Here is a 26564-nt window from a genome sequence, read left to right as displayed (position 1 = left end):
TGCAGTGCCATAAGTCTTAGAACAAGCAAATAATTCTATGGGCTATCGCGTAGCATCGCTTACATGTTGAACCTGGAGCGCCTGCGCACCCTTCACGCCGTCGCCCGCCACGGCTCGGTCAGCGGCGCGGCGGAGGGGCTGCATGTGACGACCTCGGCGGTCTCGCAGCAGCTGTCCAAGCTGGAGCGCGAGGCCGGTCAGCGGCTGCTGGTCAAGAACGGCCGCGGAGTGCGCCTCACCGACGCCGGGCGGCTGCTCGCCGAGCACGCCGGGCGCATCCTCTCCCAGGTGGAGCTGGCCCAGTCCGACCTGGAGGCCCAGCGCGGCCACGCCGTCGGCGAACTGCGGCTCGGCGCCTTCCCCACGGCCGCCCGCGGCCTGTTCCCGGCCGCGCTCATGGCCCTGCGCGCGCAGCACCCGCAGTTGCGCGCGCGGCTGGTGGAGATGGAGCAGGAGGAGGCCGTCGAGGGGACGGTGCGCGGCGACATCGACCTCGCCGTGGTCCTCGACTGGTACAACAAGCCGCTGCCGGTGCCGGACGAGCTGGTCAGGGCCCCGGTCCTGGACGACCCCGTCGACATCGCCGTCCCCGCCGGGCATCCGCTCGCCGACCGGACGGACGTCTCCCTCGCGGACTTCGCCGACTTCGCGGAGGACGAGTGGATCGCCTGGCCCAAGGGCGAGTTCTGTCACGACTGGCTGCTGTCCACGCTGCGCGGCCAGGGCATCGAGCCCCGCATCTCGCACATGGCCGAGGAGCACGCCACCCAGCTCGCCCTGGTCGCCGCGGGCCTGGGCATCGCGGTCGCCCCCCGGCTCGGCCGCGGCCCGCTGCCGGACGGGGTGCGGGCGGTGCCCGTACGGCACACGATGTGCCGCCACGTCTTCGCCATCTGGCGCGCGGACGCGGACCGCAGACCCTCGATCCGCGCGGTGGCCGACGCGCTGCGGGAGGCTGCCCGGGGCGTGGCCGGGGACTGACCGCCGCCAGGCCGGGGACCGGCCGTTGCTAGACGGTCAGCCGGTCCAGGATTCCCGCCACCTCCGCCGGGCGCAGGAGGAAGCCGACGTGACTGGTGTCAAGGGTGTGCACGTCATAGGGGTTGCCGGGGGTCAGCGCGTCGGCCTCGGCGATCAGACGATCCTGCATCGCCACCGGAATCGCACGGTCACCGGTGAGCCGGATGTACGAGCGGGCGATCGTCCCCCAGGTGTCGGCCTGCACGCGGGCGTCGGCCGTCATCACGGCGAGGGACTCGTCGGGTTGCAGGATGTTGAGGAAGGCGCGGAACTGCTCGTCGGTGCCGTCGGCCATGACCGCCGCCTTGAGAGCGGCCAGCAGCTCGGGATCGGCCGTACGGTAGTTCGCTCGCCCGACGCCGAGTCCGGCCGGGTCGCCCACGTTCAGCGCGGCGAGCGGCCCCAGCAGGCTGGCGGCGAACTCGGGCTCCTGCGTGTACTCGATGGGGCTGGACCGCTGTACGCACGACCACGCGGAAATGTAGACGAGCCTGTCCACCAGCTCCGGCACCGTGTTGCCGACTCCGGTGATGGTGGTGCCGCCAAGGCTCGATCCCACCAGCACCACGGGACCGTGCCGGGCCACTTGGCGGACGACGTCCACCACCGAGTCCACGTTGTCCCGCAAGGTGACCTCGGCCAGCGTCGACGGCTCGGCCGCCCAGGCGTCCAGGTCCTGCGGGGCCTGATAGGCCACCGGGTACTGCGCGTCGAAACCGTGGCCCGGCAGGTCGACGGCGAGGCTGCGACGGCCGAGCAACGCCAGCTCCCGCTGGACGGGCGCCCACATGAACGAACTGGAGCAGGATCCGTGAACCAGCACGAACGTCGGGTCGGCTCGGTGAGTGCTCATGATTCGGATCGTAACGACCGCAGCGCGGCCCGGCCCCCGATTTCCCGGCAGGCCGGCTCAACGCTCCCGCAGCTTGCGGAAGTCCCAGGAGACGACGGCGTCCGGCGCCAGCCGGAGCCAGGCGTGCCGGCCGTCATGCGGCATCACCGACAATCCGAAGTGCTTTGCCGCGAACAGCCGTTCGGGGGTCGCGAGTTCCGGGCATGCCGCGCCCCGGCGTGGGGTCTCGCCCACCACGGTCACCGTGCCCGACAGCTCCACGCCGCGCAGCTCCTCGTACTCCTCGCCGTCGTCGACCACCACCGCCACGCGCGGGTCGTGCCGCAGATCGGCCCAGCGCCGGCTGCGGACCAGCGAGTACAGCCACAGCGCTCGCCCGTCCCAGACGAACCACAGCGGGCCGACGTGCGGCCGCCCGTCCCGCCCGGCCGTCGCCACCCGGCAGGTGCGCCGCCCGGCGAGGAAGGCGTCGAGCTCGGCCCGCGTCATCATGGCCCGACGGCCCCGCCGCTGTGTGACGGTCATCCCGCGCCACCCGCCTTCCGGGGTCCCACGGATCCGACTACCTGTCAGAAGAATGGCGCCCCTTCCCCGGCACCGCAATGCCCGCTAGCCTCACGCGCGCCCCGGGCGGGGCCCAGGGACGAACCACCGCGGGGGAGCGCCATGGCCACTCAGGACCCGTTCGCCGAGGAGACCGACCCGGCGAGCACCGTGCTGCTGACCGTCGAGTGCCAGCGCGGGGTCGTCGGCCCCGACAGCGCCCTCCCCGAACTCGCGGCCGTCGCCCGCGCCTCCGGGGCCCTGGTCAATGTCGCCCGCCTCGTCGCCGGGGCGCACGAGGCGGGCGTCCAGGTCGTGCACGCCATCGCCGAACGCCGCCCGGACGGCCGCGGCGCCAGCCGCAACGCCCACCTCTTCCGCGTCGCCGAACGACTGCCCGTACAACAGCTGACCGGCACCCACGCCGTCCGGGTGGCCGAGCCCATACCCGTCGGCGACGGGGACCTGGTCGTCCGCCGGCTGCACGGGCTCTCGCCGCTGGCCGGTACGGGCCTGGACGCCCTGCTGCGCAACATCGGCTGCCGCACCCTGATCGTCACCGGCGTGTCGGCCAACGTCGGCATCCCCAACGCCGTCTTCGACGCCGTCAACCTCGGCTACACCGCCCTCGTCCCCTCCGACGCCATCGCCGGGGTGCCCGCCGACTACACGGCGGCGATGGTGCGCCACACCCTCGCGCTGGTCGCCACCGTGACCACGACCGAGGCCGTCCTGCGCGGCTGGCGCCGGCGCGGACGGCCTCGGCGGACGACCGGCCCTGAAGGGCTCAGCCCAGCGTGATGGAGTCCCCGTTCACCGAGATCCGCTCCTCGGGCAGCGGCTTCTGCGCCGGGCCACCCCGTACGGCCCCGTCGGCCACCGAGAACCTGCTGCCGTGGCAGGGGCAGTTGATGGTGCCGTTCGCGACGTCCTTCACCACGCATCCCTGATGGGTGCAGACCGCCGAGAACGCCTTGAACTGTCCCTTCGCCGGCTGGGTGACCACGACCTTCCGGTCCGGGAAGACCTTGCCGCCGCCCTCGGGGATCTCCGACGTCCGGGCCAGGGCCGCACCCGCACCCTCGCCCGCCCCGGACGTGGACCCCGTCCCGGGCGTGCCCTTGTCGCCGTCCGCCTGCCCCGGCGTCCCCTTCGACGCGTCCGAGCCTGAATAGTCGGAGCCGGAGCCCGTGTCGTCGGAGCCGCCGCACGCCGCGAGGACGGCGGCGAGACCGGCGGCCCCGGTCGCCGCGACGACGGTACGACGGGTGGCGCCGGCCGGACCGGATGAGGCGGCCGGCACGGATGGCTCGGGTGACGAATGCGTCATGATCGTTCCTTTGCTGTCGCTTCGCATCAGCTGGATCGAGTGGTTTGAGTGATGCGAGGACACATACGGCCGCGCCGCGCCCGGCGTTCAGACGCCTCAGGGCATCTTCAGCCCGCCGTCCACGGCCAGGACCGTGCCGGTGGTGTGGGTGTTGCGCGGACTCGCCAGGTACAGCACGGCCTCGGCCACCGCCTCGGGCCCGGCGAACGAGCCGACCACCTGCCGGCCCAGCAGTTCGGACGCCGCTCCGTCGATCAGCCGCTCGGTCAGGTCCGTCCTGGTGATCCCGGGGGCCACCGCGTTCACCAGGATGCCGCGGGAGCCCAGCTCGACGGCCATGGCCTTGGTGAACGCCTCCAGGCCGCCCTTCGAGGCCGCGTAGTTGGACTGTCCCTTGCCGGGCTTGGCCGCCGCCGCGGAGGAGATGTTGACGATCCGGCCCGAGCGTTGCCGCACCATGGTGAGCGCGGTGGCCTGGGTCAGGAGCATGGGGCCGACGAGATTGGTGGCGATGACGTCGTTGATGTCATCGGCTTCCATCGACAGCAGCAGTTTGTCGCGGCCGATGCCCGCGTTGTTCACCAGGACGTCGATCCGGCCGAACGCCTCGATCACCGCCCCGGCCAGCTGCTTGGGTACCTCGGGGCGGGCGAGGTCGCCGGGGAACAACTCGACCCGGCGGCCCAGTGCGGCGATGCGCTCGGCCACGTCCTGGGCCTGTGCCGTCGAACTGCGGTAGTTGAGGGCGATATCGCAGCCGGCCTCGGCCAGCCGGAGGGCGATGGCGCGGCCGATGCCACGGGCGGCGCCGGTGACGAGTGCTACCTGACCTGCGAGTTCCATAGATCTTCCTGAACGCGGGGAGTGGGAGACGCGGGGAGTGGGAGTGGCGAGTGGGGCGAGAGGCGCGGTGCCCGGTGCGCTCACCGCGGCTGTACGGTGACGGTGCGCGACGCCTTGAGCTCCGCCGCAGAGGAGCCCACCTGGACGGTGCGCTCACCGGTGCCCAGCCGCCAGCGGTGCGTGGTGGAGTCCCAGTGGCGCAGCTGCTGTTCGTCGACGGTGATGGTGACCCGGCGCTGCTCTCCGGGTGCCAGGGCGACCTTGGCGTAGCCGGCGAGCTTCTTCTCGACCTGCGGTGCCGTGGTGTCGGGGCTGGGGCCGAGGTAGAGCTGTACGGTCTCCTCGCCCGCGCGGGACCCGGTGTTGCGCACGGTCACCGTGGCCGTCAGGCCCGCGGCGGTGCGCTGCACGGCGAGGTCGCGCTGGTCGAATGTGGTGTACGACAGGCCGTGGCCGAAGGGGAAGAGCGGGGCCACGCCCGTGTCGTCGTACCAGCGGTAGCCGACCTTGAGTCCTTCGGAGTAGGTCTGCTTGCCGTTCACCCCGGGGTAGCGGTGCGGGTCGCCGGCCATGGGATGGGCGGTCTCGCTCGCCGGGAAGGTCTGGGTGAGCCGGCCGCTGGGGGCGCTGTCGCCGTACAGCAGCGAGGCGGTGGCCTCGGCGCCTTCCTGCCCCGGGTACCACATCTCCAGGACGGCGGCGGTGTCGCGCAGCCAGGGCATCAGGACGGCGGAACCGGTGTTGAGGACGACCACGGTGCGGGGGTTGACCTTGGCCACCGCGGCGATCAGTTCGTCCTGCCGGCCCGGCAGGGACAGGGACTCGCGGTCCACGCCCTCGGTGCCGTCGTCATGGGCGAAGACGATCGCGGTGCGGGCCTTGGCGGCGGCCGCCACCGCCCGGTCGAAGTCGTCCCGGGCCTGCCGGGGGGTGACCCAGCTCAGATCGGCGGTCAGCGGAGTGTCCTCCCAGGCCCAGCCGTTCATGGCGACGCGGTGGGTGCCCTTGGACAGGTGCACGACGGTGGAGACGGTGCCGTAGGTCTCGGTGCCCAGGATCATCGGGTGGTCGCCGATGCTGAGGTTGGCCACCCCGCCCATGACTTTGAAGGCGAAGGTGTAGTCGCCCTCGGCGGGCACGGTCAGCTCGCCTTCGTAGAACGTGCCCTTCCCCAGCGGGTCCAGCTGCTTGCCGTTGGAGAAGGCCGGGCTGAGCGCGGAGCCGGGCAGCGGCACGCCCACCAGGTCCTGGCCCGGCTCGTACGTCACCGATGTGCCCCGGCCCGCCCGCTGCCGCAGCGCGTCCACCGGGGCGGTGGCCCGGTCGGGCACGACATGGGCGCTGCCGTCGCCGGTCACCTTGGGGTACTTGGCGCTGTGGCCGATGACCGCGATGTCGCCGGTGTCCCGGTCCGACAGCGGGAGGGTGCCGCGCTCGTTGCGCAGCAGCACCCCGCCCTTCTCGGCGACGGTGCGGGCCGCCGCGCGGCCGGCCTGCGGATCGCGATCGGGCCGGGGGGAGCCCGGATCGAGCAGTCCGAAGCGTTCCATCTGGCCGACGATGCGGACCACGGACCGGTCGAGCGTGGCCTCGGGGACGGCCCCCTTCGCGATCGCGGCCTTCAGCTCGGCGTCGAAGTACTTCGAGGGCGGTACGGGCTCGCCGAGTCTCAGGTCGATGCCCAGCTCCTGGTCCAGGCCCTTGGTGATGTCGGAGGTGGCATGGGTGGCCAGCCAGTCGGACATCACCCAGCCGCGGAAGTCCCACTGCTCGCGCAGCACCCCCCGCAGCAGGCCGTCGTTGCTGCACGACTGCGCGCCGTTGACGCTGTTGTACGCGCACATCACGGAGGCGGCGCCGGCCTCCACCGCACTGCGGAAGGCCGGGAACTCCACTTCCTGGAGAGTCTGCTCGTCGACGGTGGCGTCGACCGTCATGCGGTCCCGCTCCTGGTTGTTGGCGGCGAAGTGCTTGACCGTCGCCATCAGGCCCTGTCCCTGGATGCCGCGTATCTCGCCGGCGGCCATCCGGGAGGACAGCAGCGGGTCCTCGCTGAAGGTCTCGAAGTTCCGCCCCGCGTAGGGGACCCGGATGATGTTCGTCATCGGGGCCAGCACATTGTCATGACCCATCGCGCGGCCCTCGCGACCCAGCACCTTGCCGTACTCGCCCGCGAGGCGGTCGTCGAAGGTGGCGGCGAGCGCCACGGGTGTGGGCATGGCGGTCGCGGTGCGGCCCAGCAGCCGGATGCCGGCCGGGCCGTCGGCGGTCCGCAGCTCGGGGATGCCCAGCCGCGGGACTCCCGGCAGATAGCCGATGCCCTTCATCGTCGGGCCGTTCTTCGGGCCCGTGGTCCAGTGCACGAACGAGATCTTCTCGTCGAGCGTCATCTTGGCCACCAGGGCGCGTACCCGCGCCGAGCCCTCCTGGGGAGTGGCATCCGCGGCGGGGGCGGTGAGCAGGGTGGCGGCGCACACGGCGGCGAGCGCGTGCGTCAGGAGACGGCCGGCCCGGCCGTACGGCCGGGGCCCGGCGCCCTGCCGGTGTTTTCTGCGCAACAGCACGATCAGTTCGGTTCCTGTCCTTGGGCTACGGGGCCTATGGGGGGCCATGGGGTTTGCGGGGTCTACGGGGTCTAAGGGGTCTACGGGCACATGGCGGCCGGATCGAGGCCGGACCGCGGTCGGGGCGGGGCGCTCACAGGTCGCCGAGCCAACGGTGCACGGCGTCGGCGGTGGCGCGGGCGTGCTCGGTCATCATCGTGAGGTGGGTGCCGGGGGCGTCGACGGCGGTGTGCTCGCCGCCGTCCCAGCGGGCCCGCCAGCCGTCCGGCTCGCCCGCCCACCGCTCCATCGGCTCGCTCGCCCGCACGAACAGCACCGGCGCCTTCGTCGGGCTCGGGGCCCACGGCAGGAGCATCTCGTTGTACGCGCCCATGGCGGTGAGCCGGGTGTCGTCGATGGTCACCACGGACCGCTCCATGACCCAGTCGAGCATCGCGTTGCGCCACACGGCCATCGCCCCGGGCGCGCTGGGCAGATACACGTCCGCCAGCACCAGCGCGACGGGCCCGGCGCCGCGCTCCTCCAGGCGCAGCGCCAGCGCGTGTGCCAGAGAGCCGCCCATCGAGTGGCCGAACAGGGCGTAGGGCGCGCCCTGGGTGTGCCGCAGTACGGCGTCGGCCTGCGCGTCGAGCAGGATGTCCAGTGAGCCGGGCAGCAACTCTCCCGCGCCGAAGCCGGGTTGGCGCAGTGCCGATACGCCCAGCCGGCCGTCGAGGGCGGCGGCCAGGGCGGTGAACTCCTCCGGGCCCGATGCCGCCGCGGTGCCCGAGCAGCAGATCAGCTCCGGGCCCGGGCCGCCGCCGGTCAGGGGCACCGGGTCCTGCTGCCATTGGGCGGACGTGCCCGGCCCCGCCGGTTCATGGTCGGCGGGGAAGGCGGGCCGGAACGCGGAGAGCGCGGCCAGCACCGCGACGACCTCTTCGCCCTGGCGCAGCCGCAGCGCCCGCCGGTACATCGCCACCAGGCCGGACTCCTGGGCGGGCCGCGACGGGCCGTCGGCGTCCTGGCCGGCGCCCGCCGCGGATGCCGTGGCAAGGAGGGCGGTCAGGTGGTCGGCCAGCTGTTGCGGCGTGGGGTGCTCGAGGACGGCGGAGGTGGGGACCTCGGTGCCCACGGCGCCGGAGAGGGCGGCGGTCAGCTCGATGGCGGCGAGTGAGTCGAAGCCGAGCTCGTCGAAGGCGGAGTCGGCCGGGACGTCCTCGAGCGTGCCATGGCCGAGCGCGGTGGCGGCCTCCGTACGGACCAGGGCCAGCAGCTCGTCGGGGGTCAGGGAGGCAGTCGCCGTGGGACCGGCGGGGCCTGTGGAGCCCGCGGGGCTCGCGAAGGCGGCAGCGGACTCATCAGCAGGGGCTTCGGCAGGGACTTCGACCGCCGTGCGGGCCGGGGAGTCCTGGGCGTCCGCCGACGCCGGGCCCGAGGTCCGCGCACCGGTGGCCGACAGCCAGAAACGGCGGTGCTGGAAAGCGTAGGTGGGCAGCGGGATCCGGCGTGCTCCCGTGCCGTCGAACAGCCGGGACCAGTCCACATCCGCGCCCCGCGCGAAGCCCTCGGCGAGGGCGCGGGCGACGGCGCCATCGCCGCCCTCGCGCGGCTCGGCGCCGAGGACGGCGCCCGTGGCCACGCGCCCGCCCTCCGTCTCCGCCAACTCCGCCAACTCCGCCAGTTCCGCCGTCGCGGCACCGGCGCTCACCCGCTGCCCGTCCGTCCCCGTGCATCCGACGAGGACCGCCGCGCGGTGCCCGAAGGCGCTGCGGGTGGTGGCCAGGGAGTAGGCGATGTCCAGCGGGTCCAGGTGCGGGTGGCGCGTCAGGTGGTCGGCCAGCCGCCGGGCCTGGTCGCGCAGCGCCGCCTCCGTACGGCCCGAGAGCACCCACGGCACCAGCGACGGCCGCTCGGCGCCCGGCTCGTCCGCCACGGCCGGCTCCGGCGCCTGCTCCAGGACGACATGGCCGTTGGTGCCGCTGACCCCGAAGCCGGACACCGCGGCCCGCCGGGGCGCGCCCGTCTCCGGCCAGGGCACCGCCTCGGTCAGCAGCCGCACCTGCCCCTGCGACCAGTCCACGTGCCGCGTGGGCGTGTCCACGTGCAGGGTCTTCGGCAGCCGGCCGTGCCGCATGGCCATCACCATCTTGATGATGCCGCCGACTCCCGCGGCGGCCTGGGCGTGTCCGATGTTGGACTTCAACGAGCCCAGCCACAAAGGCTGTTCGGCCGCCCGCTCCTGGCCGTACGTGGCCAGCAGCGCCTGCGCCTCGATGGGGTCGCCGAGGCGGGTGCCGGTGCCGTGCGCCTCCACCACGTCGACCTGGTCCGCGCCCAGCCGGGCGTCGGCCAGTGCCTGGCGGATGACCCGCTGCTGGGCCGGGCCGTTGGGCACCGACAGCCCGCTGCTGGCTCCGTCCTGGTTCACCGCCGTGCCGCGGACCACGCCCAGCACCCGGCGGCCGTCGCGCACCGCGTCCGAGAGCCGCTCCACCACCAGCACACCGACGCCCTCGGCCCATCCCGTACCGTCCGCCGCGTCCGCGAACGCCTTGCAACGGCCGTCCGCCGCCAGCCCTCGTTGCCGGGCGAACTCCACGTACGCGTCCGGGTTGGCGAGCACCGCCACCCCGCCCGCCAGCGCCCGCTCGCACTCGCCCCGGCGCAGCGCCTGCACCGCCAGGTGGAGTGCCACCAGTGAGGACGAACAGGCCGTGTCGACCGTCAGGGCCGGACCCTCCAGGCCCAGGACGTAGCTGATCCGGCCGGAGACCACAGCACCGGCGTTCCCGGTCAGCAAATAGCCCTCGGACCCCTCCGGCAGCCGGGCGGAGCCCTCCGCGCCGCCGGGGAGATAACCCTGGTGCGCCGCGCCGACGAACACGCCGGTGCGGCTGCCGCGCAGCGCGCGCGGGTCCAGTTCGGCCCGCTCCAGGGCCTCCCAGGACGTCTCCAGCAGCAGTCGCTGCTGCGGGTCCATGACCGTGGCCTCGCGCGGGCCGATCCCGAAGAACGACGCGTCGAAGTCGCCCGCGTCGTACACGAAGCCGCCCTCGCGGCAGTACGTCTTGCCGGGTGCCGCCGGGTCCGGGTCGTAGATTCCCGCCACGTCCCAGCCGCGGTCGTCGGGGAACGGGCCGACCGCGTCCGTCCCCGACGAGACCAGCTGCCACAGGTCCTCGGGCGAGCGCACGCCGCCGGGGAAGCGGCAGGCCATGCCCACGATGGCGATCGGCTCGTGGCGGGCCGCCATGAGGTCGTGGTTCTGCCGGCGCAGCCGCTCGGCGTCCTTGACGGAGGTGCGCAGGGCGTCGAGCACCTTGTCCTGAGACAGGGACATGGAGTGGTCTCCTCGCTGAGGTCCGGGCCGGTCTCGGACCGGGCCGGATTCGTGCTGGGTAGAAGAGGGAGGGGGTGGGGGAGGGGGTGGCCAGGGAAGGGGCGGGGTCAGGAGCCGGGGTTGCCGAGCACGAGGTTCACCAGGGCCTCGGCGTCCAGCTCGTCCACCTCGTTCAGCTCGTTCAGCTCGTCCATCGAGCCCGCCGCGCTCACCGAGCCCGTGGTGCCCACCGGGCCCATGGCGTCCGGGGCCGCCGATTCGGGCCGCAGTCCGGCGAGTTCGAGCAGGCCGTCCAACAGTCCGGCGTCCCGCAGCCGGGCCAGTGGCACGGTCCGCAGGGCCCGCCGGATCCCGGCCTCGCGGGGGTCGCCGTCCGCCGTGCCGTCCGCGTCCCCGGGGCCGTCCGCCCGTACGTCCAGCAGCTCGGCGAGCCGGCCGGCCGCCGCCCGGGCATTGGGGTGGTCGAAAGCGAAGGTGGCGGGGAGCTTGCGGCCCACTGCCACGCCGAGCTTGCCGGCCAGCTCGACCGCGGTCACCGAGCTGAAGCCCAGCGCCCGGAACCCGCCGTCGGGATCGATGTGCTCGGGCCCCGGGTGGCCGAGCACGGCCGCGGCGTGCCGGCGCACCAGATCCAGCAGCACCTCCCGCCGCTCGGCGGCCGGAACCTGCCGCAGCCGCGCCACCACGCCCTGCTCCGCGGGCGTGTCGGCGGGCTCCGGTCGCACGGCCGGGCCGCCGGTGGTCCGTACGCCGGGCAGCTCCGTGATCAGCGGGCTGGGCCGGAAGGCGGTGAACGCGGGGGCGAACCGGGACCAGTCGGCATCGACGACCGTCGCACAGGTCTCGTCCCGGTCCAGCGTCTCCTGGAGCGCGGCGAGGGCGACCTCGGGCGCCATCGGCCGCAGCCCGAGCGAGCCGAGGAACGCCGCGCCCTCCTGCCCCATGCCGCCGCCGTCCCACAGGCCCCAGGCGACCGAGGTGGCGGGAAGCCCCTCGGCGCGCCGCTGCTCGGCCAGCGCGTCCAGCGCGGCGTTGGCCGCGCCGTACGCGCTCTGCTCCCCGCTGCCCCACACCCCGGCCCCGGACGCGTACAGGACGAACGCGTCCAGCTCCCGGTCCCGGGTGAGCTCGTGGAGATGGCGGGCACCGGTGACCTTGGCCGACAGGACCCGTGCCAGGGTCTCCGGAGCGGTGTCGGTGAGCGCGGCCGAGTGCGGGATTCCGGCGGCGTGGAACACCGCCGTCAGCGGCCGGTCGGCCGGCAGCGACGCCAGCAGCTCCCGCAGCGCCTCCCGGTCCGCCACGTCACAGGCGGCCACGGTCACCGCGGCGCCCAACGCCTCGATCTCCGCCGTCAGTTCCGCGACAAGGGGGGTGTCCCTGCCGCGGCGGCCGACCAGCACCAGGTGCTCGGCGCCGTTACGGGCCAGCCAGCGCGCCAGATGGCCGCCGAGCGCACCCGTGCCGCCGGACACCAGCACGGTGCCGCGCGGCGCATAGCCCGTGGAGGGCGTGCTGCCGGCGGGGGCGGGCAGCAGGCGGCGGCCGTACGCACCCGAGGGCCGCAGCGCCACCTGGTCCTCGCCGCCGGCCCCCGACAGCGCCTGGATCAGCTGCTGTTCGACCCGGCCGCCGGCCTGCGCGTCGCCGCCCGGCAGATCCACCAGACCGCCCCACAGCGTGGGCAGTTCCAGGGCCGCGCAGCGGCCCAGGCCCCACACCTGCGCACCGGCCGTGGACGGCCGCTCGGACGGGGAAACGGCCACGGCCCCGCGCGTCACGGTCCACAGCTTCGGTTCCGCATCCGGCTCCGCGCCCCGGGTCACGTCGGCGAGCGCCTGGGCCAGCAGCATGGTCGAGACCGTGGCGCAGTCGACGCCGGGACGGACGGGGTGCGGCCGCTCGTCGGTGCCGAGGAGGGAGACGATGCCGGTGCAGGTGGTGGCGTTCGCTTCGGTGAGGAGGGTGATGAGGGTGGTGCGGTCTGTGGTGGTGGGGTCGATGGTGAGGTGGGTGACGGTGGCGCCGTGGGTGGTGAGGGTCTGGGTGAGGTCGGTGTCGTGGCCGGTGGGGGAGATGAGGAGCCAGCGGCCGGTGAGGTGCGCCGAACCGGTGAACGACAGCTTCTTCCAGGCGACGTGATAACGCCGGCCCTCGCCGTCCCGGTCCGGCATCAGCCAGTAGTGCCGGCGTTGGAAGGGGTAGGTGGGGAGGTCGGTGTGGTGGGCGCCGGTTTCCCCGAAGGTGGCTGGCCATTGGATGGGGGCGCCGTGGGTGAAGGCTTCGGCGGTGGAGGTGAGGAAGCGGCGGAGGTTGCCTTCGTTGCGTCGGAGGGTGCCGGTGGCTACGACAGCGTCGGGGAGGGTGGGGGTGAGGACGGGGTGTGCGCTGGATTCGATGAAGAGGGTGTAGCCGTCGGCTTGGAGTAGTTCGACGGTGTCGTGGAAGCGGACGGTTTGGCGGAGGTTGCGGTACCAGTAGTCGGCGTTGAGGGTCGTGGTGTCGATCGTGGCGCCGTCCACTGTCGAGTAGAACGGGATGGTTGAGGGCTGAGGGCGGATGCCGTTCAGTGCCTGGATCAGCTCGTTCTGGATGGTTTCGACGTGGGTGGAGTGGGAGGCGTAGTCGACGGCGATGGTGCGGGCCCGGATTCCTTCCGCCTCGCAGGTGGTGACCAGTTCTGTGAGGGCGTGGGGGTCTCCGGCGATGACGGTGGAGTTGGGGCCGTTGATTACCGCGATCTCCAGTCGGCCGTCCCATTTGGCCAGGCGGGTTTCCGCTTCGGTGGGGGTTTGGGCGATGGCGGCCATGCCGCCGTGTCCGGCGAGTTCGCGGCCGATGATCTGGGCGCGGAGGGTGACGATGCGGGCTCCGTCTTCCAGTGACAGCGCGCCGGAGACCACGGCTGCGGCGATTTCGCCTTGTGAGTGGCCGATGACGGCGTCGGGCTGGAGGCCCATGGATTTCCATAGCTCGGCGAGCGAGACCATGATGGCGAAGCAGGCGGGCTGGACGATGTCGACGCGGCGCAGGGCGTTCTCGTCGTCCAGGATGTCGGTGAGTTTCCAGTCGACCAGCCCGGCCAGCGCCGCCTCACACCGGGCCATGGCCTCGGCGAACACCGGTGACTCGTCCAGTAGCGGGACGGCCATGCCTGCCCACTGTGTCCCCTGCCCGGGGAAGACGAACACTGTCTTTCCGCCCGCGCTCGCCGCGACACCGGACACGACATCGGCGGACGGCTCACCCGCGACGACTGCCTCCAGCCCGGCCCGCAGCGCAGCGCTGTCCTCGGCCAGCACGACCGCCCGGTGCTCGAAGGCCGAGCGCGCGACGGCCGTGGAGTAGCCGAGATCCAGCACGCTCGCCGCAGCCACCCGGTCGGTCAGCTGTCGGGCCTGGTCCCGCAGGGCACCGCCGTCGCGCCCGGACAGTACGACCGGCACCGGGCTCAACGCCCGTACGCTCTCCGGCTCGTCCGCCGCAGTCGGCTCGGGTGCCTCCTCCAGGATCACGTGGGCGTTGGTCCCGCTGACGCCGAAGGACGAGATGCCCGCCCGGCGCGGGCGCTCGCCGCGCGGCCAGGTCACCGGCTCGTTCAGCAGGGCGACCGCGCCCGCCGACCAGTCGATCTCGGTGGAGGGCTGTTCGGCGTGCAGGGTGCGGGGGAGCTCGCCGTGCTGCATGGCCATCACCATCTTGATGACCCCGCCCACACCGGCGGCGGCCTGCGCGTGCCCGATGTTCGACTTCAACGAGCCCAGCCAAAGCGGCCGGTCGGCGGTCCGCCCCTTGCCGTACGTGGCCAGCAGCGCCTGCGCCTCGATGGGATCGCCCAGCCTCGTCCCCGTACCGTGCGCCTCCACCGCGTCCACGGCGTCGCCGGTGAGCCGGGCATCGTCCAGGGCCTGCCGGATCAGCCGGGCCTGGGCCCGGCCGCTGGGCGCGGTCAGTCCGTTGCTGGCGCCGTCCTGGTTGACGGCGGAACCGCGCACCACGGCCAGCACCCGACGGCCGTTGCGCAGCGCGTCCGAGAGCCGCTCGACCGCGAGCACACCCACGCCCTCGCCGGGTCCGAAGCCGTCCGCGGAGTCGGCGAACGCCTTGCAACGGCCGTCCGCCGCCACTCCGCGCTGGCGTGCGAAGCGGACGAAGACGCCGGGTGTGGCCATGACCGTCGCGCCGCCGGCCAGCGCCAGATCGCACTCGCCCTGCCGCAGCGCCCGTACGGCCAGGTGGAGGGCTGTCAGCGAGGACGAGCAGGCCGTGTCGACGGTGGCGGCCGGGCCCTCCAGGCCCAGGACGTAGGAGATCCGCCCGGAGGTGAAGCTGACCACGCCGCCGGTGAGCAACTGCGCCTCCAGTTCGGCGCTGGGGTGGCGGACCTCATCGGTGTAGCCGCCGTTCCAGGCGCCGACATAGACGCCGGTTCGGCTGCCGCGCAGGGTGTGCGGGTCGATGCCCGCCCGCTCCAGCGCCTCCCAGGACGTCTCCAAGAGCAGTCGCTGCTGCGGGTCCATGGCCAGGGCCTCGCGGGGCGAGATGCCGAAGAAGCCGGCGTCGAAGTCGCCCGCGTCGTGCAGGAATCCGCCTTCGCGGGTGTACGTACGGCCGGCCGCGTCCGGGTCCGGGTCGTAGAGCCCGGCCACGTCCCAGCCCCGGTCCACCGGGAACGGCGAGATCGCGTCCGTGCCCGAGGCCACCAGGTCCCACAGGCCCTCGGGCGAGGTGACCCCGCCCGGGAAGCGACAGCCCATGCCGACGATGGCGATCGGCTCGTGCTGCCGGCGCTCGATGTCCTTCAGACGCTCGGTGGTGCGGTGGAGTTCGGTGGTGGTCCGCTTGAGGTAGTCGCGCAGTTTCTGTTCGGTTGCGTTCGTCATGATTCACATCACCCGTTGGTCAGAAGTCGTTCGGTGCGGCCCAGGGGCCGTCAGGGCGGCAGGGGCGGAAAGGGGGACAGGCGGAAGGGCGGCGGGTCAGGAGCCGCCGAGCTTCTCGTCGAGGAAGGCGAAGAGATCGTCGTCGTCGGCGGTGTCGATCTCCTCGACGATCGAACGGTCCTCCTCCTGCGGCGCCCCGTCGCCCTGGAGGGCACTCCACCGGGAGCCGAGTGCCGCGAGACGGGCGGCGATCTCCCGGCGGGTGATGCCGTCGGGGGCGAGCGAGGCCACATCGTCCGCGGCCAGCCCCTTGAACACCGCCTCCAGGCTTTCCAGTTCGGCGAGCAGCGGTGCCGCCGGTGCCGTCTCCGGGGCCAGCCGCTCCCGCAGGTGCTCGGCGAGCGCCGCCGGGGTGGGGTTGTCGAACACCAAGGTCGCCGCCAGGTGCAGCCCGGTCGCCGCGGCGAGCCGGTTGCGCATCTCGACGGCCGTCAGCGAGTCGAAGCCCAGGTCCTTGAACGCCCGCTCGCCGAGGATGCCCTCGGGCTCCGTGTGCCCGAGGACCACGGCGGCGTGGGTCCGTACGGTCTCCAGCAGCAGCTCCCGCTGCTCGGCCGCGCCGAGCGAGGACAGCCGCTCGACGAGGGCCTCGGCACCGTCCGCCGGTGCCGCGCCCGACGCCGGGCGGGACGCGCCGTCGCTGCCCCGGCCGGGGTCGCCCGCCGCGTCCGGCAGCAGGTCCCGCAGCACCGGCGGGACGTTCCCCCCGGCCGCCAGTGCCGCGATGTTCAGGCGCACCGGTGCCTGGAACGCCTCGTCGACGCGCTGCGCGGTGTCGAACAGCGCCATGCTCTGCTCACCCGACAGCGGCAGCAGACCGCCCCGCGCCATCCGCCGGTGCAACTCCTCGGTGTCCAGGTGCGCGGTCAGCTGCCCGCTGCCCGCCAGGCCCCAGCCCAGCGACAGCCCGGGCAGTGCCCGGTCGCGCCGGTACCGGGCGAGCGCGTCCAGGAAGCCGTTGGCGGCGGCGTAGCTGCCCTGGCCCGGGCCGCCGAGCAGGGCGGCGACGGACGAGAACAGCACGAATACCGAGAGGTCCAGGCCGAGGTCGGGGTCCAGGGACGCCTCGTGCAGATTCAGGGCGGCATCGGCCTTGGGCCGTAGCACCCCGTCGATCCGCTCCGGGGTGAGAGAGGTGACGACGCCGTCGTCCAGGACGCCCGCCGCGTGCAGCACGGCCGTGACCGGGTGCTCCGGCGGCACGGCGGCCAGCAGCTCGCGCAGCGCCGCCCGGTCGGCGGCATCGCAGGCCGCCACGGTCACCGACGCGCCCAGGCCGCGCAGCTCCGCGGCCAGTTCCCCGGCGCCTTCGGCCTGCGCGCCGCGCCGGCTCATCAGCAGCAGATGCCGCACGCCGTGCTCGGTGACCAGGTGCCGGGCGAGGGTGCCGCCCAGGTTTCCGGTACCGCCGGTGATCAGCACCGTGCCGTGGGCGTCGAAGGCGGCCGGCATGGTCAGCACCAGCTTGCCGATGTGCCCGGCCTGGCTGAGCGTACGGAAGGCCTCCCGGGCGTTGCGGAGGTCGTACGGGGCCACCGGCAGCAGCCGCAGCACGCCCCGCTCGAACAGCTCCAGCAACTCGGCGAGCATCTCGCCGATCAGCCCGGGGCCGTGCTCCATCAGCTCCAGCACCCGGTAGCCGGTGCCCGGCTGCTCGGCGGCGATCCGCTCGGCCTCGCGCACATCCGCCTTGCCCAGCTCCACGAACTGCCCGCCGCGCGGCAGCAGCCGCAGCGAGGCGTCGACGAACGGGCCTGCCAGGGAGTTGAGCACGACATCCACGCCGCGTCCGCCGGTCGCCTCCAAGAACTGCTCGGCGAAGTCCAGGGTCCGGGAGTTGGCGATGTGCCGGTCGTCCAGGCCCTGCGCCCGCAGCACGTCCCACTTGCCCGGGCTGGCGGTGCCGTAGACCTCCGCGCCGAAGTGACGGGCCAACTGCACCGCCGCCATGCCGACGCCACCCGCCGCCGCGTGCACCAGCAGCGACTGGCCCGGTCGCAGTCCGGCGAGGTGCTTGAGCGCGTAGTAGGCGCTGAGGAAGACGGCCGGTACCGAGGCGGCCTCGGCGTACGACCAGCCGCGCGGCATGTGCGCCACCATCCGGTGATCGGCCACCGCATACGGCGCGAAGGCGTCCGTCCACATGCCCAGGACCCGGTCGCCGACGGCGAGTCCGCTCACCTCCGGGCCGACCTCGGTGACCACGCCGGCACCCTCGGCCCCCATCACCGCCTCGCCCGGGTACATGCCCAGGGCGATCAGCGTGTCACGGAAGTTGATGCCCGCCGCGCGCACCGCGATCCGCACCTGGCCCGGGCCGAGCGGCACGGTGTCCGCCGCGGTCGGTACGAGCGCCAGCTCCGAGATCGTCCCGGAACCGCCGACCAGCTGCCAGGAGCGGGCGCCGGCCGGCGGCAGCAGCGCCTCGGCGTCCTCCTCGGGAATCGTCGCCAGCCGTGGGACCCGGACCTTCCCCGCCCGGATCGCCATCTGCGGCTCGCCGGAGGCCAGCCCGGCCGCCAAGGCCGCGCCGTCCACCGAGCCCGCTTCCTCCACGTCGACCAGGACGAAACGGTCCGGCTGCTCCGACTGGGCGGACCGCACCAGGCCCCACACGGCCGCGGCTACCGGGTCCCCCAGCCGGTCGCCGCGCCCGGCGGCCACCGCGCCGCTGGTGACGAACACCAGGCGCTGACCTGTATCGGCCGCCTGCAACTCTTGTAGGAGCTCGAGGGCGTTGTGCACAGCGCCGCGTACGGCACCGGGGTCGGTGGAGGGGGAGCGGGGGACCGACACGGCGATCACGCCGGTTGGGCTGTCGTCCGCGTCCTCCAGGTTCTCCACGCCCTCCACGGCCTCGGTGAGGGTCGTGACCGCGGTGAACGGCACGCCGGCCGTGCTCAGCCCTTCCGCCAGCCCGAAGACGTCCCCGCCGATCAGGGTCCAGTGCGGCGCGGACGGGGAACCGGCGGAGGGCAGGGAGAGCGCGGGCCACTCGACGCGGTGCAGCATGCCGTCGCCCAGACCCCGCGCCGGGCGCCCGGGCAGCTGGAACTGCTCGGCGGGCACGGCCCGTACGGCGAGCGAGTCGATCACACAGACCGGCCGTCCGCCCTCGTCCACACCCTCGATGCGTACCGCGTCGTCCCCGGCCGCCGTGACCCGCACCCGCAGACGCTCGGCACCGGTGGCGTACAGGCGGATACCGCGCAGGGCGAAGGGCATCCGGACCTGGCCGTCGTGCGGGAAGAAAGAGCCGAGGTTCATCGTCTGGAACGCGGCGTCCAGCAGCGCCGGATGGATACCGAACCGGTCCGGTCCGGCCGTCGCGGCCCCCTCCGGGAGGGCCACTTCGGAGTAGGCCGCGGTGCCGTCGTCGTGCCCCGCCTTGACGCCCTGGAAGAGGGGGCCGTAGGTGTAGCCGCGCTCGGCGAAGGACGCGTAGAAGTCGGCGGGGCGGAAGGCGGTGGAGGCGGCTGACGAACTCTCCTCCCAGGGGAGGGAAGCGTGCCGCGCCTCGTCGGCGGGAGCGACGGTCGCCTGAACATGCCGCGTCCAGGACTCCGACTCCTCCGGCTTCTCCCACTGCTCCCGGCCGGTCTCCGGCCGGGAGTGCACGGTGACGGAACGGCGCCCGTCGCCGTCCGCCGCGCCGACGACGAGCCGCAGCCGCACCGCACCGCTCTCCGGCAGCAGCAGCGGCGCGGCCAGCATCAGCTCCTCGACCAGCTCGCAGCCGACCCGGCCGCCGGCCCACAGCGTGAGATCGACGAAGGCGGCACCCGGCATCAACGGTGTGTCCAGCAGAGTGTGCTCCCGCAGCCACGGCTGGGTCTCGGCACCGAGACGCGCGGTGTAGAGGTACCCACCGCCGTCGGGCAGTTCCACTCCGCCGTCGAGCAGGGGGTGGTCGACCGCCGACATACCGAAGGAGGTCACATCACCGCGGCGGGACCGGGGCTCGTACCAGTAGCGCTGGCGTTGGAAGGGGTAGGTGGGGAGGTCGGTGTGGTGGGCGTTGGTGGCGTTGAAGGTGGCCGGCCATTGGATGGGGGCGCCGTGGGTGAAGGCTTCGGCGGTGGAGGTGAGGAAGCGGCGGAGGTCGCCTTCGTTGCGTCGGAGGGTGCCGGTGGCGGTGATGTTGTCGGGGAGGGTGGGGGTGAGGACGGGGTGTGCGCTGGCTTCGATGAAGAGGGTGTAGCCGTCGGCCTGGAGTAGTTCGACGGTGTCGTGGAAGCGGACGGTTTCGCGCAGGTTGCGGTACCAGTAGGTGGCGTTGAGGGTGGTGGTGTCGATGGGGGCGGCTTCGACGGTGGAGTAGAACGGGATGGTCGAAGCCTGCGGGCGGATGTTGTGGAGGGTGTGGATGAGTTCGTTGCGGATGGGTTCGGTGTGGGGGGTGTGGGAGGCGTAGCTGATGGGGACGCGGCGTGCGCGGATGCCTTCGGTTTCGCAGGCGGTGAGGGCTGTTTCGATCTGGTCGAGGGGTCCGGCGATGACGGTGGAGGTGGGTCCGGCGATGACGGCGACGCTCAGCTGGTCGCCCCAGCCGGTGATGCGCTGCTCGGTCTCGGCGAGGGGGAGGGTGAGGGAGAGCATGCCGCTGTGTCCGGCCAGCTCGCGTTCGATGAGGCGGGCGCGCAGGGCGACGACGCGCACACCGTCCTCCAGCGAGAGCGCACCGCATACCACTGCTGCGGCGATTTCGCCTTGTGAGTGGCCGATGACGGCATGCGGCTCGACGCCCATGGACTTCCACAGCTCGGCGAGCGAGACCATGACGGCGAAGCAGGCGGGCTGGACCACATCCTCGCGCTCGAGCGAGGGCGCGTTGTCGGTCTGTCGGATGAGGTCGGTGAGGTTCCAGTCGAGGTGTTCGGCGAGGAGTGCCTCGCACCGGGCCATGGCGGCGGCGAACACGGGGGACTCGTCGAGCAGGTCGGCGGCCATGCCGGCCCACTGGGTGCCCTGCCCCGGGAAGACGAACACCGACCGGGGAGTGCCGCCCCCGGTGACGACGCCTGTCACGACATCGCTCGACGGCGTGCCCGAAGCGATGGCTTCCAGGCCTGCTCGTAGCGTGGTGCTGTCCTTGGCCAGGACGACGGCCCGGTGTTCGAAGACCGACCGCGTGACAGCCGTGGAGTAGCCCAGGTCCAGCACACTTGCCGCGTCCACCCGGTCGATCAGCCGCCGCGCCTGCTCCCGCAGCGCACCACTGTCCCGCCCGGACAGCACGACCGGCACCGAGGACAGCTCCCGTGCGCTGTCATCCCGTTCATCCGCTGAAGTCGGCGCCTGCTCCAGCACCACATGCGCATTCGTCCCGCCCATCCCGAACGAGGACACCGCAGAACGCCTGGGCCGGTCGAGCTGAGGCCAGGGCACCGGCTCGTTCAGCAGCGTGACCGTGCCCGCTGACCAGTCGATCTCGGTGGAGGGCTGTTCGGCGTGGAGGGTGCGGGGGAGTTCGCCGTGTTGCATGGCCAGCACCATCTTGATGATGCCGCCGACGCCTGCGGCGGCTTGGGTGTGTCCGATGTTGGATTTCAACGAGCCGAGCCATAGTGGCTGTTCGGTTGCGCGTCCCTTGCCGTAGGTGGCCATGAGTGCCTGGGCTTCGATGGGGTCGCCCAGTCGGGTGCCGGTGCCGTGGGCTTCGACGGCGTCCACGTCGCCTGTTCCCAGGCCGGCGTTTCGCAGCGCCTCGTGGATGACGCGCTGCTGGGAGGGGCCGTTGGGTGCGGTCAGTCCGTTGCTGGCGCCGTCCTGGTTGACGGCGGAACCGCGCACCACGGCCAGCACTCGGCGGCCGTTGCGCAGCGCGTCCGAGAGCCGTTCGACCAGCAGCATGCCCGCGCCCTCCGCGGGCCCGAAGCCGTCAGCGGAGTCGGCGAACGCCTTGCAGCGGCCGTCCGGCGATGCCGCGCGCTGGCCCGAGAACTCCACGAGCGGATCCGGCGACGACATCACCGTGGCGCCGCCCGCGAACGCCAGGTCGCACTCGCCCCGGCGCAGCGCCTGCGCGGCCAGGTGGAGGGCGACGAGGGAGGAGGAACAGGCCGTGTCGACCGTCACCGCGGGGCCCTCCAGACCCAGGACGTAGGAGATGCGACCGGACATGACGCTGGCGGAGTTGCCGGTGCCGAGATAGCCGTCGAAGCTCTCCGTACCGCTCTGTAGCAGCGGCATGTAGTGCTGGCCGTTGGTGCCCATGAACACGCCGGTGCGGGTGCCGCGCTGTTCCGTCGGCCGGAGCCCGGCCCGTTCGAAGGACTCCCAGGCGAGTTCCAGGACGAGCCGCTGCTGGGGGTCCATGGCCAGGGCCTCGCGGGGCGAGATGCCGAAGAAGGCGGCGTCGAAGTCGCCCGCGTCGTGCAGGAATCCGCCCCCGCGGACATACGAGCGTCCGGCCGCGTCCGGATCCGGGTCGTACAGCTCCGCCAGGTCCCAGCCCCGGTTGTCCGGCAGGTCCGTGATGGCGTCGCGGCCCGTGGACAGCAGGTCCCACAGGTCTTCGGGGGTGGTGACGCCGCCGGGGAAGCGGCAGGCCATCCCGATGATCGCGATCGGCTCGTCGGAGTGGAACGCGGCGGGGGCGGGGGTGGGCTCCGTGACGTCCGCGTCCTCGCCCAGCAGCTCGGTGCGCAGATGGCCGGCCAGGGCGCGCGGGTTGGGGTGGTCGAAGACGAGGGAGGCGGGGAGGGTGAGGCCGGTGGCCTCCTTGAGGCGGTTGCGCAGCTCGACGGCGGTCATGGAGGTGAAGCCGACGTCCTTGAACGCCCGGTCCGGGTCCACAGCCGTGGCCGAGCCCTCGCCGAGGACCACGGCCGCATGCGAGGCGACCAGGTCCATCAGGGTCTTGTCCCGCTCGGTGACGGGCAGGGCGCGCAGCACGCGGGCCAGCTCCGTACCGCTGCCGGGCGAGGTGTCCGCGACGCCCGGACCGTCCGCAGTCGTCGTCCCTGCAGCCTGCATCCGGCGGGCCTCGGGCAGCTCGTCGAAGAGGGCGGTGGGGCGTACGGAGGTGAACGACGTGAGGAACCGTTCCCAGTCGACATCCACGACCGCGACCGACCCCGCACCGCGCGCCAGCGCCCGTTCCAGTTCGGCCAGCGCCGCCTGCGGCTCCAGCGGGGCGATGCCGTAACGGCGCATCGCCTCGGCGCTGGTGCCCTCGGCGGTCACACCGCCGGACCAGGGCGTCCAGGCCACCGAGACGGCGGGCAGTCCGCGGGCACGGCGGCGCTCGGCCAGCGCATCGAGATAGCCGGTGCCGGCCGCGTACGCACCCTGGCGGGCGCCGCCCCACACTCCGGACACGGAGGAGAAGACGACGAACTCCGGTACGTCATGCGCTGCGTCCGACCCTGCTTCCGTCCCCTCGCCCGGCGTCAGCAGCGCGTCGAGGAGGGCAGCGGTGGTCGTCTTGGCGGCGACGGCCGCCGCGAATTCGGCGGGGGTGGTGGTCGCGAGCGGGGTCGGCGCCGCCTGGGGCGGAGCGATCACGACGGTGGTGGGGGAGTGCTCGTCGAGCAGGGCGGCGAGGGACGCTCGGTCCGTCACCTCGGCACCGGCGGCGACGGCCGCTCGGGGGGCGAGGTCCGTCAGCGTGCCGGGCAGGTCGGTGAGCGAGGGGTCTGCGATGAGGACCCGCTCGGCGCCCTGCGCGAGCAGCCGCCGTACGAGCTGTTCGGCGACGGGCGTGGTGTCCCCGACGAGCAGCACCGTGCCTCGGGGCTGCCGGCCCTCGTCGGCGGTACGGGCGACGGGGACCCGTACGAGACGGCGGCCGTAGGCGCCGGAGGGGCGGAGGGCGATCTGGTCTTCGGTGTTGGTGTTGGTGAGGGCTTGGGTGAGGTGGTCGGTGGTGCGGGGTGTGGGGGTGTGGGGGAGGTCGATGAGTCCGCCCCAGCGGTCGGGGTGTTCGAGGGCTGCGACGCGTCCGAAGGCCCAGAGTTGGGCGGCTTCGGGGTCGGGGGCCTCGCCGGGGGTGACGGCTACGGCGCCCCGAGTGATCGTCCAGAGCGGCGCGTCGAGACCGCTGTCGCCGAGGGCTTGCGTCAGGGCGACGGTGGCGGCGAGGCCCAGGAGGGAGACGATGCCGGTGACCGGCTGGTCGTGGTGGGCGGTGAGGAGGGTGGCGAGGGCAGCGCGGTCCGTGGTGGTGGGGTCGATGGTGAGGTGAGTGACGGTGGCGCCGTGGGTGGTGAGGGCCTGGCCCAGATCGGTTTCCCGGCCGGTGGGGGAGATGAGGAGCCAGCGGCCGGTGAGACGTGCCGAGCCGGTGAACGGCAGGTGCTTCCAGGCGACTTGGTAGGAGAGGGACTCCTGCTGGGCCTGGGAGGCCTCCAGCCAGTAGTGCCGGCGTTGGAAGGGGTAGGTGGGGAGGTCGGTGTGGTGGGCGCCGGTTTCCCCGAAGGTGGCTGGCCATTGGATGGGGGCGCCGTGGGTGAAGGCTTCGGCGGTGGAGGTGAGGAAGCGGCGGAGGTTGCCTTCGTTGCGTCGGAGGGTGCCGGTGGCTACGACAGCGTCGGGGAGGGTGGGGGTGAGGACGGGGTGTGCGCTGGATTCGATGAAGAGGGTGTAGCCGTCGGCTTGGAGTAGTTCGACGGTGTCGTGGAAGCGGACGGTGTGGCGGAGGTTGCGGTACCAGTAGTCGGCGTCGAGGGCCGTGGTGTCGAGGGAGGATGCTTCGACTGTCGAGTAGAAGGGGATGGCTGAAGCCTGCGGGCGGATGTTTGCCAGTGCGTCCAGCAGTTCGGCGCGGATGGTTTCGACGTGGGTGGAGTGGGAGGCGTAGTCCACGGCGATGGTGCGGGCCCGGATTCCCTCCGCCTGGCAGGCGGTCACCATCTCGGCCAGGGCATCGGGGTCACCGGCGATGACGGTGGCGTTGGGGCCGTTGACGGCGGCGATGTGCAGGCGTCCGGCCCAGGGGGTCATGCGTTGTTCGACATCGGTGGGGGTTTGGGCGATGGCGGCCATGCCGCCGTGTCCGGCGAGTTCGCGGCCGATGATCTGGGCGCGGAGGGTGACGATCCGGGCCCCGTCCTCCAGGGAGAGGGCGCCGGATACTACGGCTGCGGCGATTTCGCCTTGTGAGTGGCCGATGACAGCGTCCGGCTGGAGGCCCATGGACTTCCATAGCTCGGCGAGCGAGACCATGATGGCGAAGCAGGCGGGCTGGACGACGTCGACGCGGCGCAGGGCATCCTCGTCGTCCAGGATGTCGGTGAGTTTCCAGTCGACCAGCCCGGCCAGCGCCGCCTCACACCGGGCCATGGCCTCGGCGAATACGGGGGATTCGTCCAGTAGTGGGACGGCCATGCCCACCCACTGCGTCCCCTGCCCCGGGAACACGAACACCGTCTGGCCGCCGTCCCCGACCAGCGCACCGGACACGACGTCGACGGACGGCTCGTCTGCGGCGATCGCTTCCAGCCCGGCCCGCAGCGCAGCGCTGTCCTCGGCCAGCACGACCGCCCGGTGCTCGAAGGCTGAGCGCGCGACGGCCGTGGAGTAACCGAGATCCAGCACGCTCGCCGCAGCCACGTGGTCGACCAGCCGGCGCGCCTGCGCGCGCAGCGCCTCGCGGCTCCGTGCCGAGACGACGACCGGCACCGTGCTCAACGCCCGTACGTTCTCCGGCTCGTCCGCCTTGGTCGGCTCGGGTGCCTGCTCCAGGATCACATGGGCGTTGGTGCCGCTGACGCCGAAGGAGGAGACGGCGGATCGGCGCGGCCGGTCGTGCCGAGGCCAGGGCACCGGCTCGTTCAGCAGCGTGACCGTGCCCGCTGACCAGTCGATCTCGGTGGAGGGCTGTTCGGCGTGGAGGGTGCGGGGGAGTTCGCCGTGTTGCATGGCCAGCACCATCTTGATGATGCCGCCGACGCCTGCGGCGGCTTGGGTGTGTCCGATGTTGGATTTCAACGAGCCGAGCCATAGTGGCTGTTCGGTTGCGCGTCCCTTGCCGTAGGTGGCCATGAGTGCCTGGGCTTCGATGGGGTCGCCCAGTCGGGTGCCGGTGCCGTGGGCTTCGACGGCGTCCACGTCGCCTGTTCCCAGGCCGGCGTTTCGCAGCGCCTCGTGGATGACGCGCTGCTGGGAGGGGCCGTTGGGTGCGGTCAGTCCGTTGCTGGCGCCGTCCTGGTTGACGGCGGAACCGCGTACCACGGCCAGGACGCGGCGGCCGTTGCGCAGCGCGTCCGAGAGCCGTTCGACGGCGAGCACGCCCGCGCCTTCGCTCCAGCCCGTGCCGTCCGCTGCGTTCGAGAACGCCTTGCAGCGTCCGTCCGCCGCCAGCCCCCGCTGCCGTGAGAACTCCACGAACGTCCCCGGTCCGGCCATGACGGTGACGCCGCCGGCGAGCGCGAGGTCGCACTCGCCGTTGCGCAGGGCCTGAACCGCCAGGTGGAGCGCTACCAGAGAGGACGAACAGGCGGTGTCGACCGTTACCGCCGGGCCCTCGAAGCCCAGCGTGTAGGAGACCCGGCCGGTAAAGACGCTGCCGGAGGTGCCGGTGCCGAGGAAGCCGCCCACCTCGGCCTCGGCGGTGTCCGCCACCGATGTGCCGTAGTCGTGGTACATCACCCCGGCGTAGACGCCGGTCCGGCTGCCGCGCAGGGTGTGCGGGTCGATGCCCGCCCGCTCCAGCGCCTCCCAGGACGTCTCCAGCAACAGCCGCTGCTGGGGGTCCATGGCCAGGGCCTCACGCGGTGAGATCCCGAAGAAGGCGGCGTCGAAGTCGCCCGCGTCGTGCAGGAAACCGCCCTCGCGGCTGTACGTGCGGCCCGGGCGGCCGGGCACCGGGTCGTACAGCGCCTCGACGTCCCAGCCCCGGTCCACCGGGAACGGCGAGATGGCGTCGGTGCCCGAGGCGACCAGGTCCCACAGACCCTCGGGCGAGGTGACCCCGCCCGGGAAACGGCAGCCCATGCCCACGATCGCGATGGGTTCGCTACGGCTCGACTCGACCTGGCGGATCCGCTCGCGTGCCTCATGAAGGTCCGTCATGGCGCGGCGGAGGTATTCGCGAAGCTTCTCTTCGTTGCTGGCGGGCGCTGTAGAAGACACGTGCATTTCCTTCTGGATCTGGAACAAAAGTCGCTGAGCGGCCGAGGCGGGTGAGCGGAGGTGGAGACGG

Annotated in this window: 10 protein-coding genes; 2 read left to right on the top strand and 8 right to left on the bottom strand. The window is 72.8% G+C overall.

Annotated elements, in window-relative coordinates:
• Positions 1 to 63 precede the first annotated feature (63 nt).
• Positions 64 to 981 carry a LysR family transcriptional regulator gene (locus EKH77_RS04635; protein WP_126913163.1) on the top strand — a complete coding sequence of 306 codons (918 nt, stop codon included), beginning with the start codon at positions 64 to 66 and terminating at the stop codon, positions 979 to 981.
• Between the two features lie 28 nt (positions 982 to 1009).
• On the opposite strand, the gene EKH77_RS04630 is transcribed toward EKH77_RS04635, so the two are convergent.
• The gene (locus EKH77_RS04630) at positions 1010 to 1873 is read right to left on the bottom strand and encodes an alpha/beta fold hydrolase (protein ID WP_126913162.1); all 864 of its coding nucleotides are present in this window, start codon (positions 1871 to 1873) and stop codon (positions 1010 to 1012) included.
• 57 nt (positions 1874 to 1930) lie between these two features.
• The gene (locus EKH77_RS04625) at positions 1931 to 2398 is read right to left on the bottom strand and encodes a pyridoxamine 5'-phosphate oxidase family protein (protein WP_126913161.1); all 468 of its coding nucleotides are present in this window, start codon (positions 2396 to 2398) and stop codon (positions 1931 to 1933) included.
• A gap of 141 nt (positions 2399 to 2539) precedes the next feature.
• Between EKH77_RS04625 and EKH77_RS04620 the strand changes: the two genes are divergently transcribed.
• The gene (locus EKH77_RS04620; protein WP_126913160.1) at positions 2540 to 3217 is read left to right on the top strand and encodes a cysteine hydrolase; all 678 of its coding nucleotides are present in this window, start codon (positions 2540 to 2542) and stop codon (positions 3215 to 3217) included.
• Here the strand turns inward: EKH77_RS04620 and EKH77_RS04615 are convergent.
• The 6 genes from EKH77_RS04615 to EKH77_RS04590 form a co-directional block, all read right to left on the bottom strand.
• Positions 3204 to 3746, bottom strand: a complete 543-nt coding sequence (locus EKH77_RS04615; RefSeq protein ID WP_126913159.1) for a Rieske (2Fe-2S) protein — start codon at positions 3744 to 3746, stop codon at positions 3204 to 3206. The two genes, EKH77_RS04620 and EKH77_RS04615, sit on opposite strands and share 14 nt — an antisense overlap.
• A gap of 96 nt (positions 3747 to 3842) precedes the next feature.
• A complete protein-coding gene (locus tag EKH77_RS04610) occupies positions 3843 to 4589 on the bottom strand; it encodes a 3-oxoacyl-ACP reductase family protein (protein WP_126913158.1) in 747 nt (248 codons plus the stop codon).
• 80 nt (positions 4590 to 4669) lie between these two features.
• Positions 4670 to 7153: a beta-glucosidase family protein gene (locus EKH77_RS04605; protein WP_240667221.1), complete on the bottom strand. Its 2484-nt coding sequence runs from the start codon at positions 7151 to 7153 to the stop codon at positions 4670 to 4672.
• A 133-nt stretch (positions 7154 to 7286) separates the two neighbouring features.
• On the bottom strand, positions 7287 to 10475 hold the full coding sequence (locus tag EKH77_RS04600) for a beta-ketoacyl synthase N-terminal-like domain-containing protein (protein ID WP_126913156.1): 3189 nt from the start codon (positions 10473 to 10475) through the stop codon (positions 7287 to 7289).
• A 107-nt stretch (positions 10476 to 10582) separates the two neighbouring features.
• Positions 10583 to 15358, bottom strand: coding sequence for a type I polyketide synthase (locus EKH77_RS04595; protein ID WP_126913155.1), 4776 nt, complete (start codon positions 15356 to 15358; stop codon positions 10583 to 10585).
• Between the two features lie 96 nt (positions 15359 to 15454).
• Complete coding sequence (locus EKH77_RS04590; RefSeq protein ID WP_430980973.1) at positions 15455 to 26494, bottom strand: SDR family NAD(P)-dependent oxidoreductase; 11040 nt, start codon at positions 26492 to 26494, stop codon at positions 15455 to 15457.
• Positions 26495 to 26564 lie beyond the last annotated feature (70 nt).

The sequence above is a fragment of the Streptomyces luteoverticillatus genome (assembly GCF_003970715.1).
Taxonomy (GTDB): Bacteria; Actinomycetota; Actinomycetes; order Streptomycetales; family Streptomycetaceae; genus Streptomyces; species Streptomyces abikoensis.
Note: the sequence above shows the minus strand (reverse complement) of the source record. Positions and strands in the feature narration are given on the sequence as shown.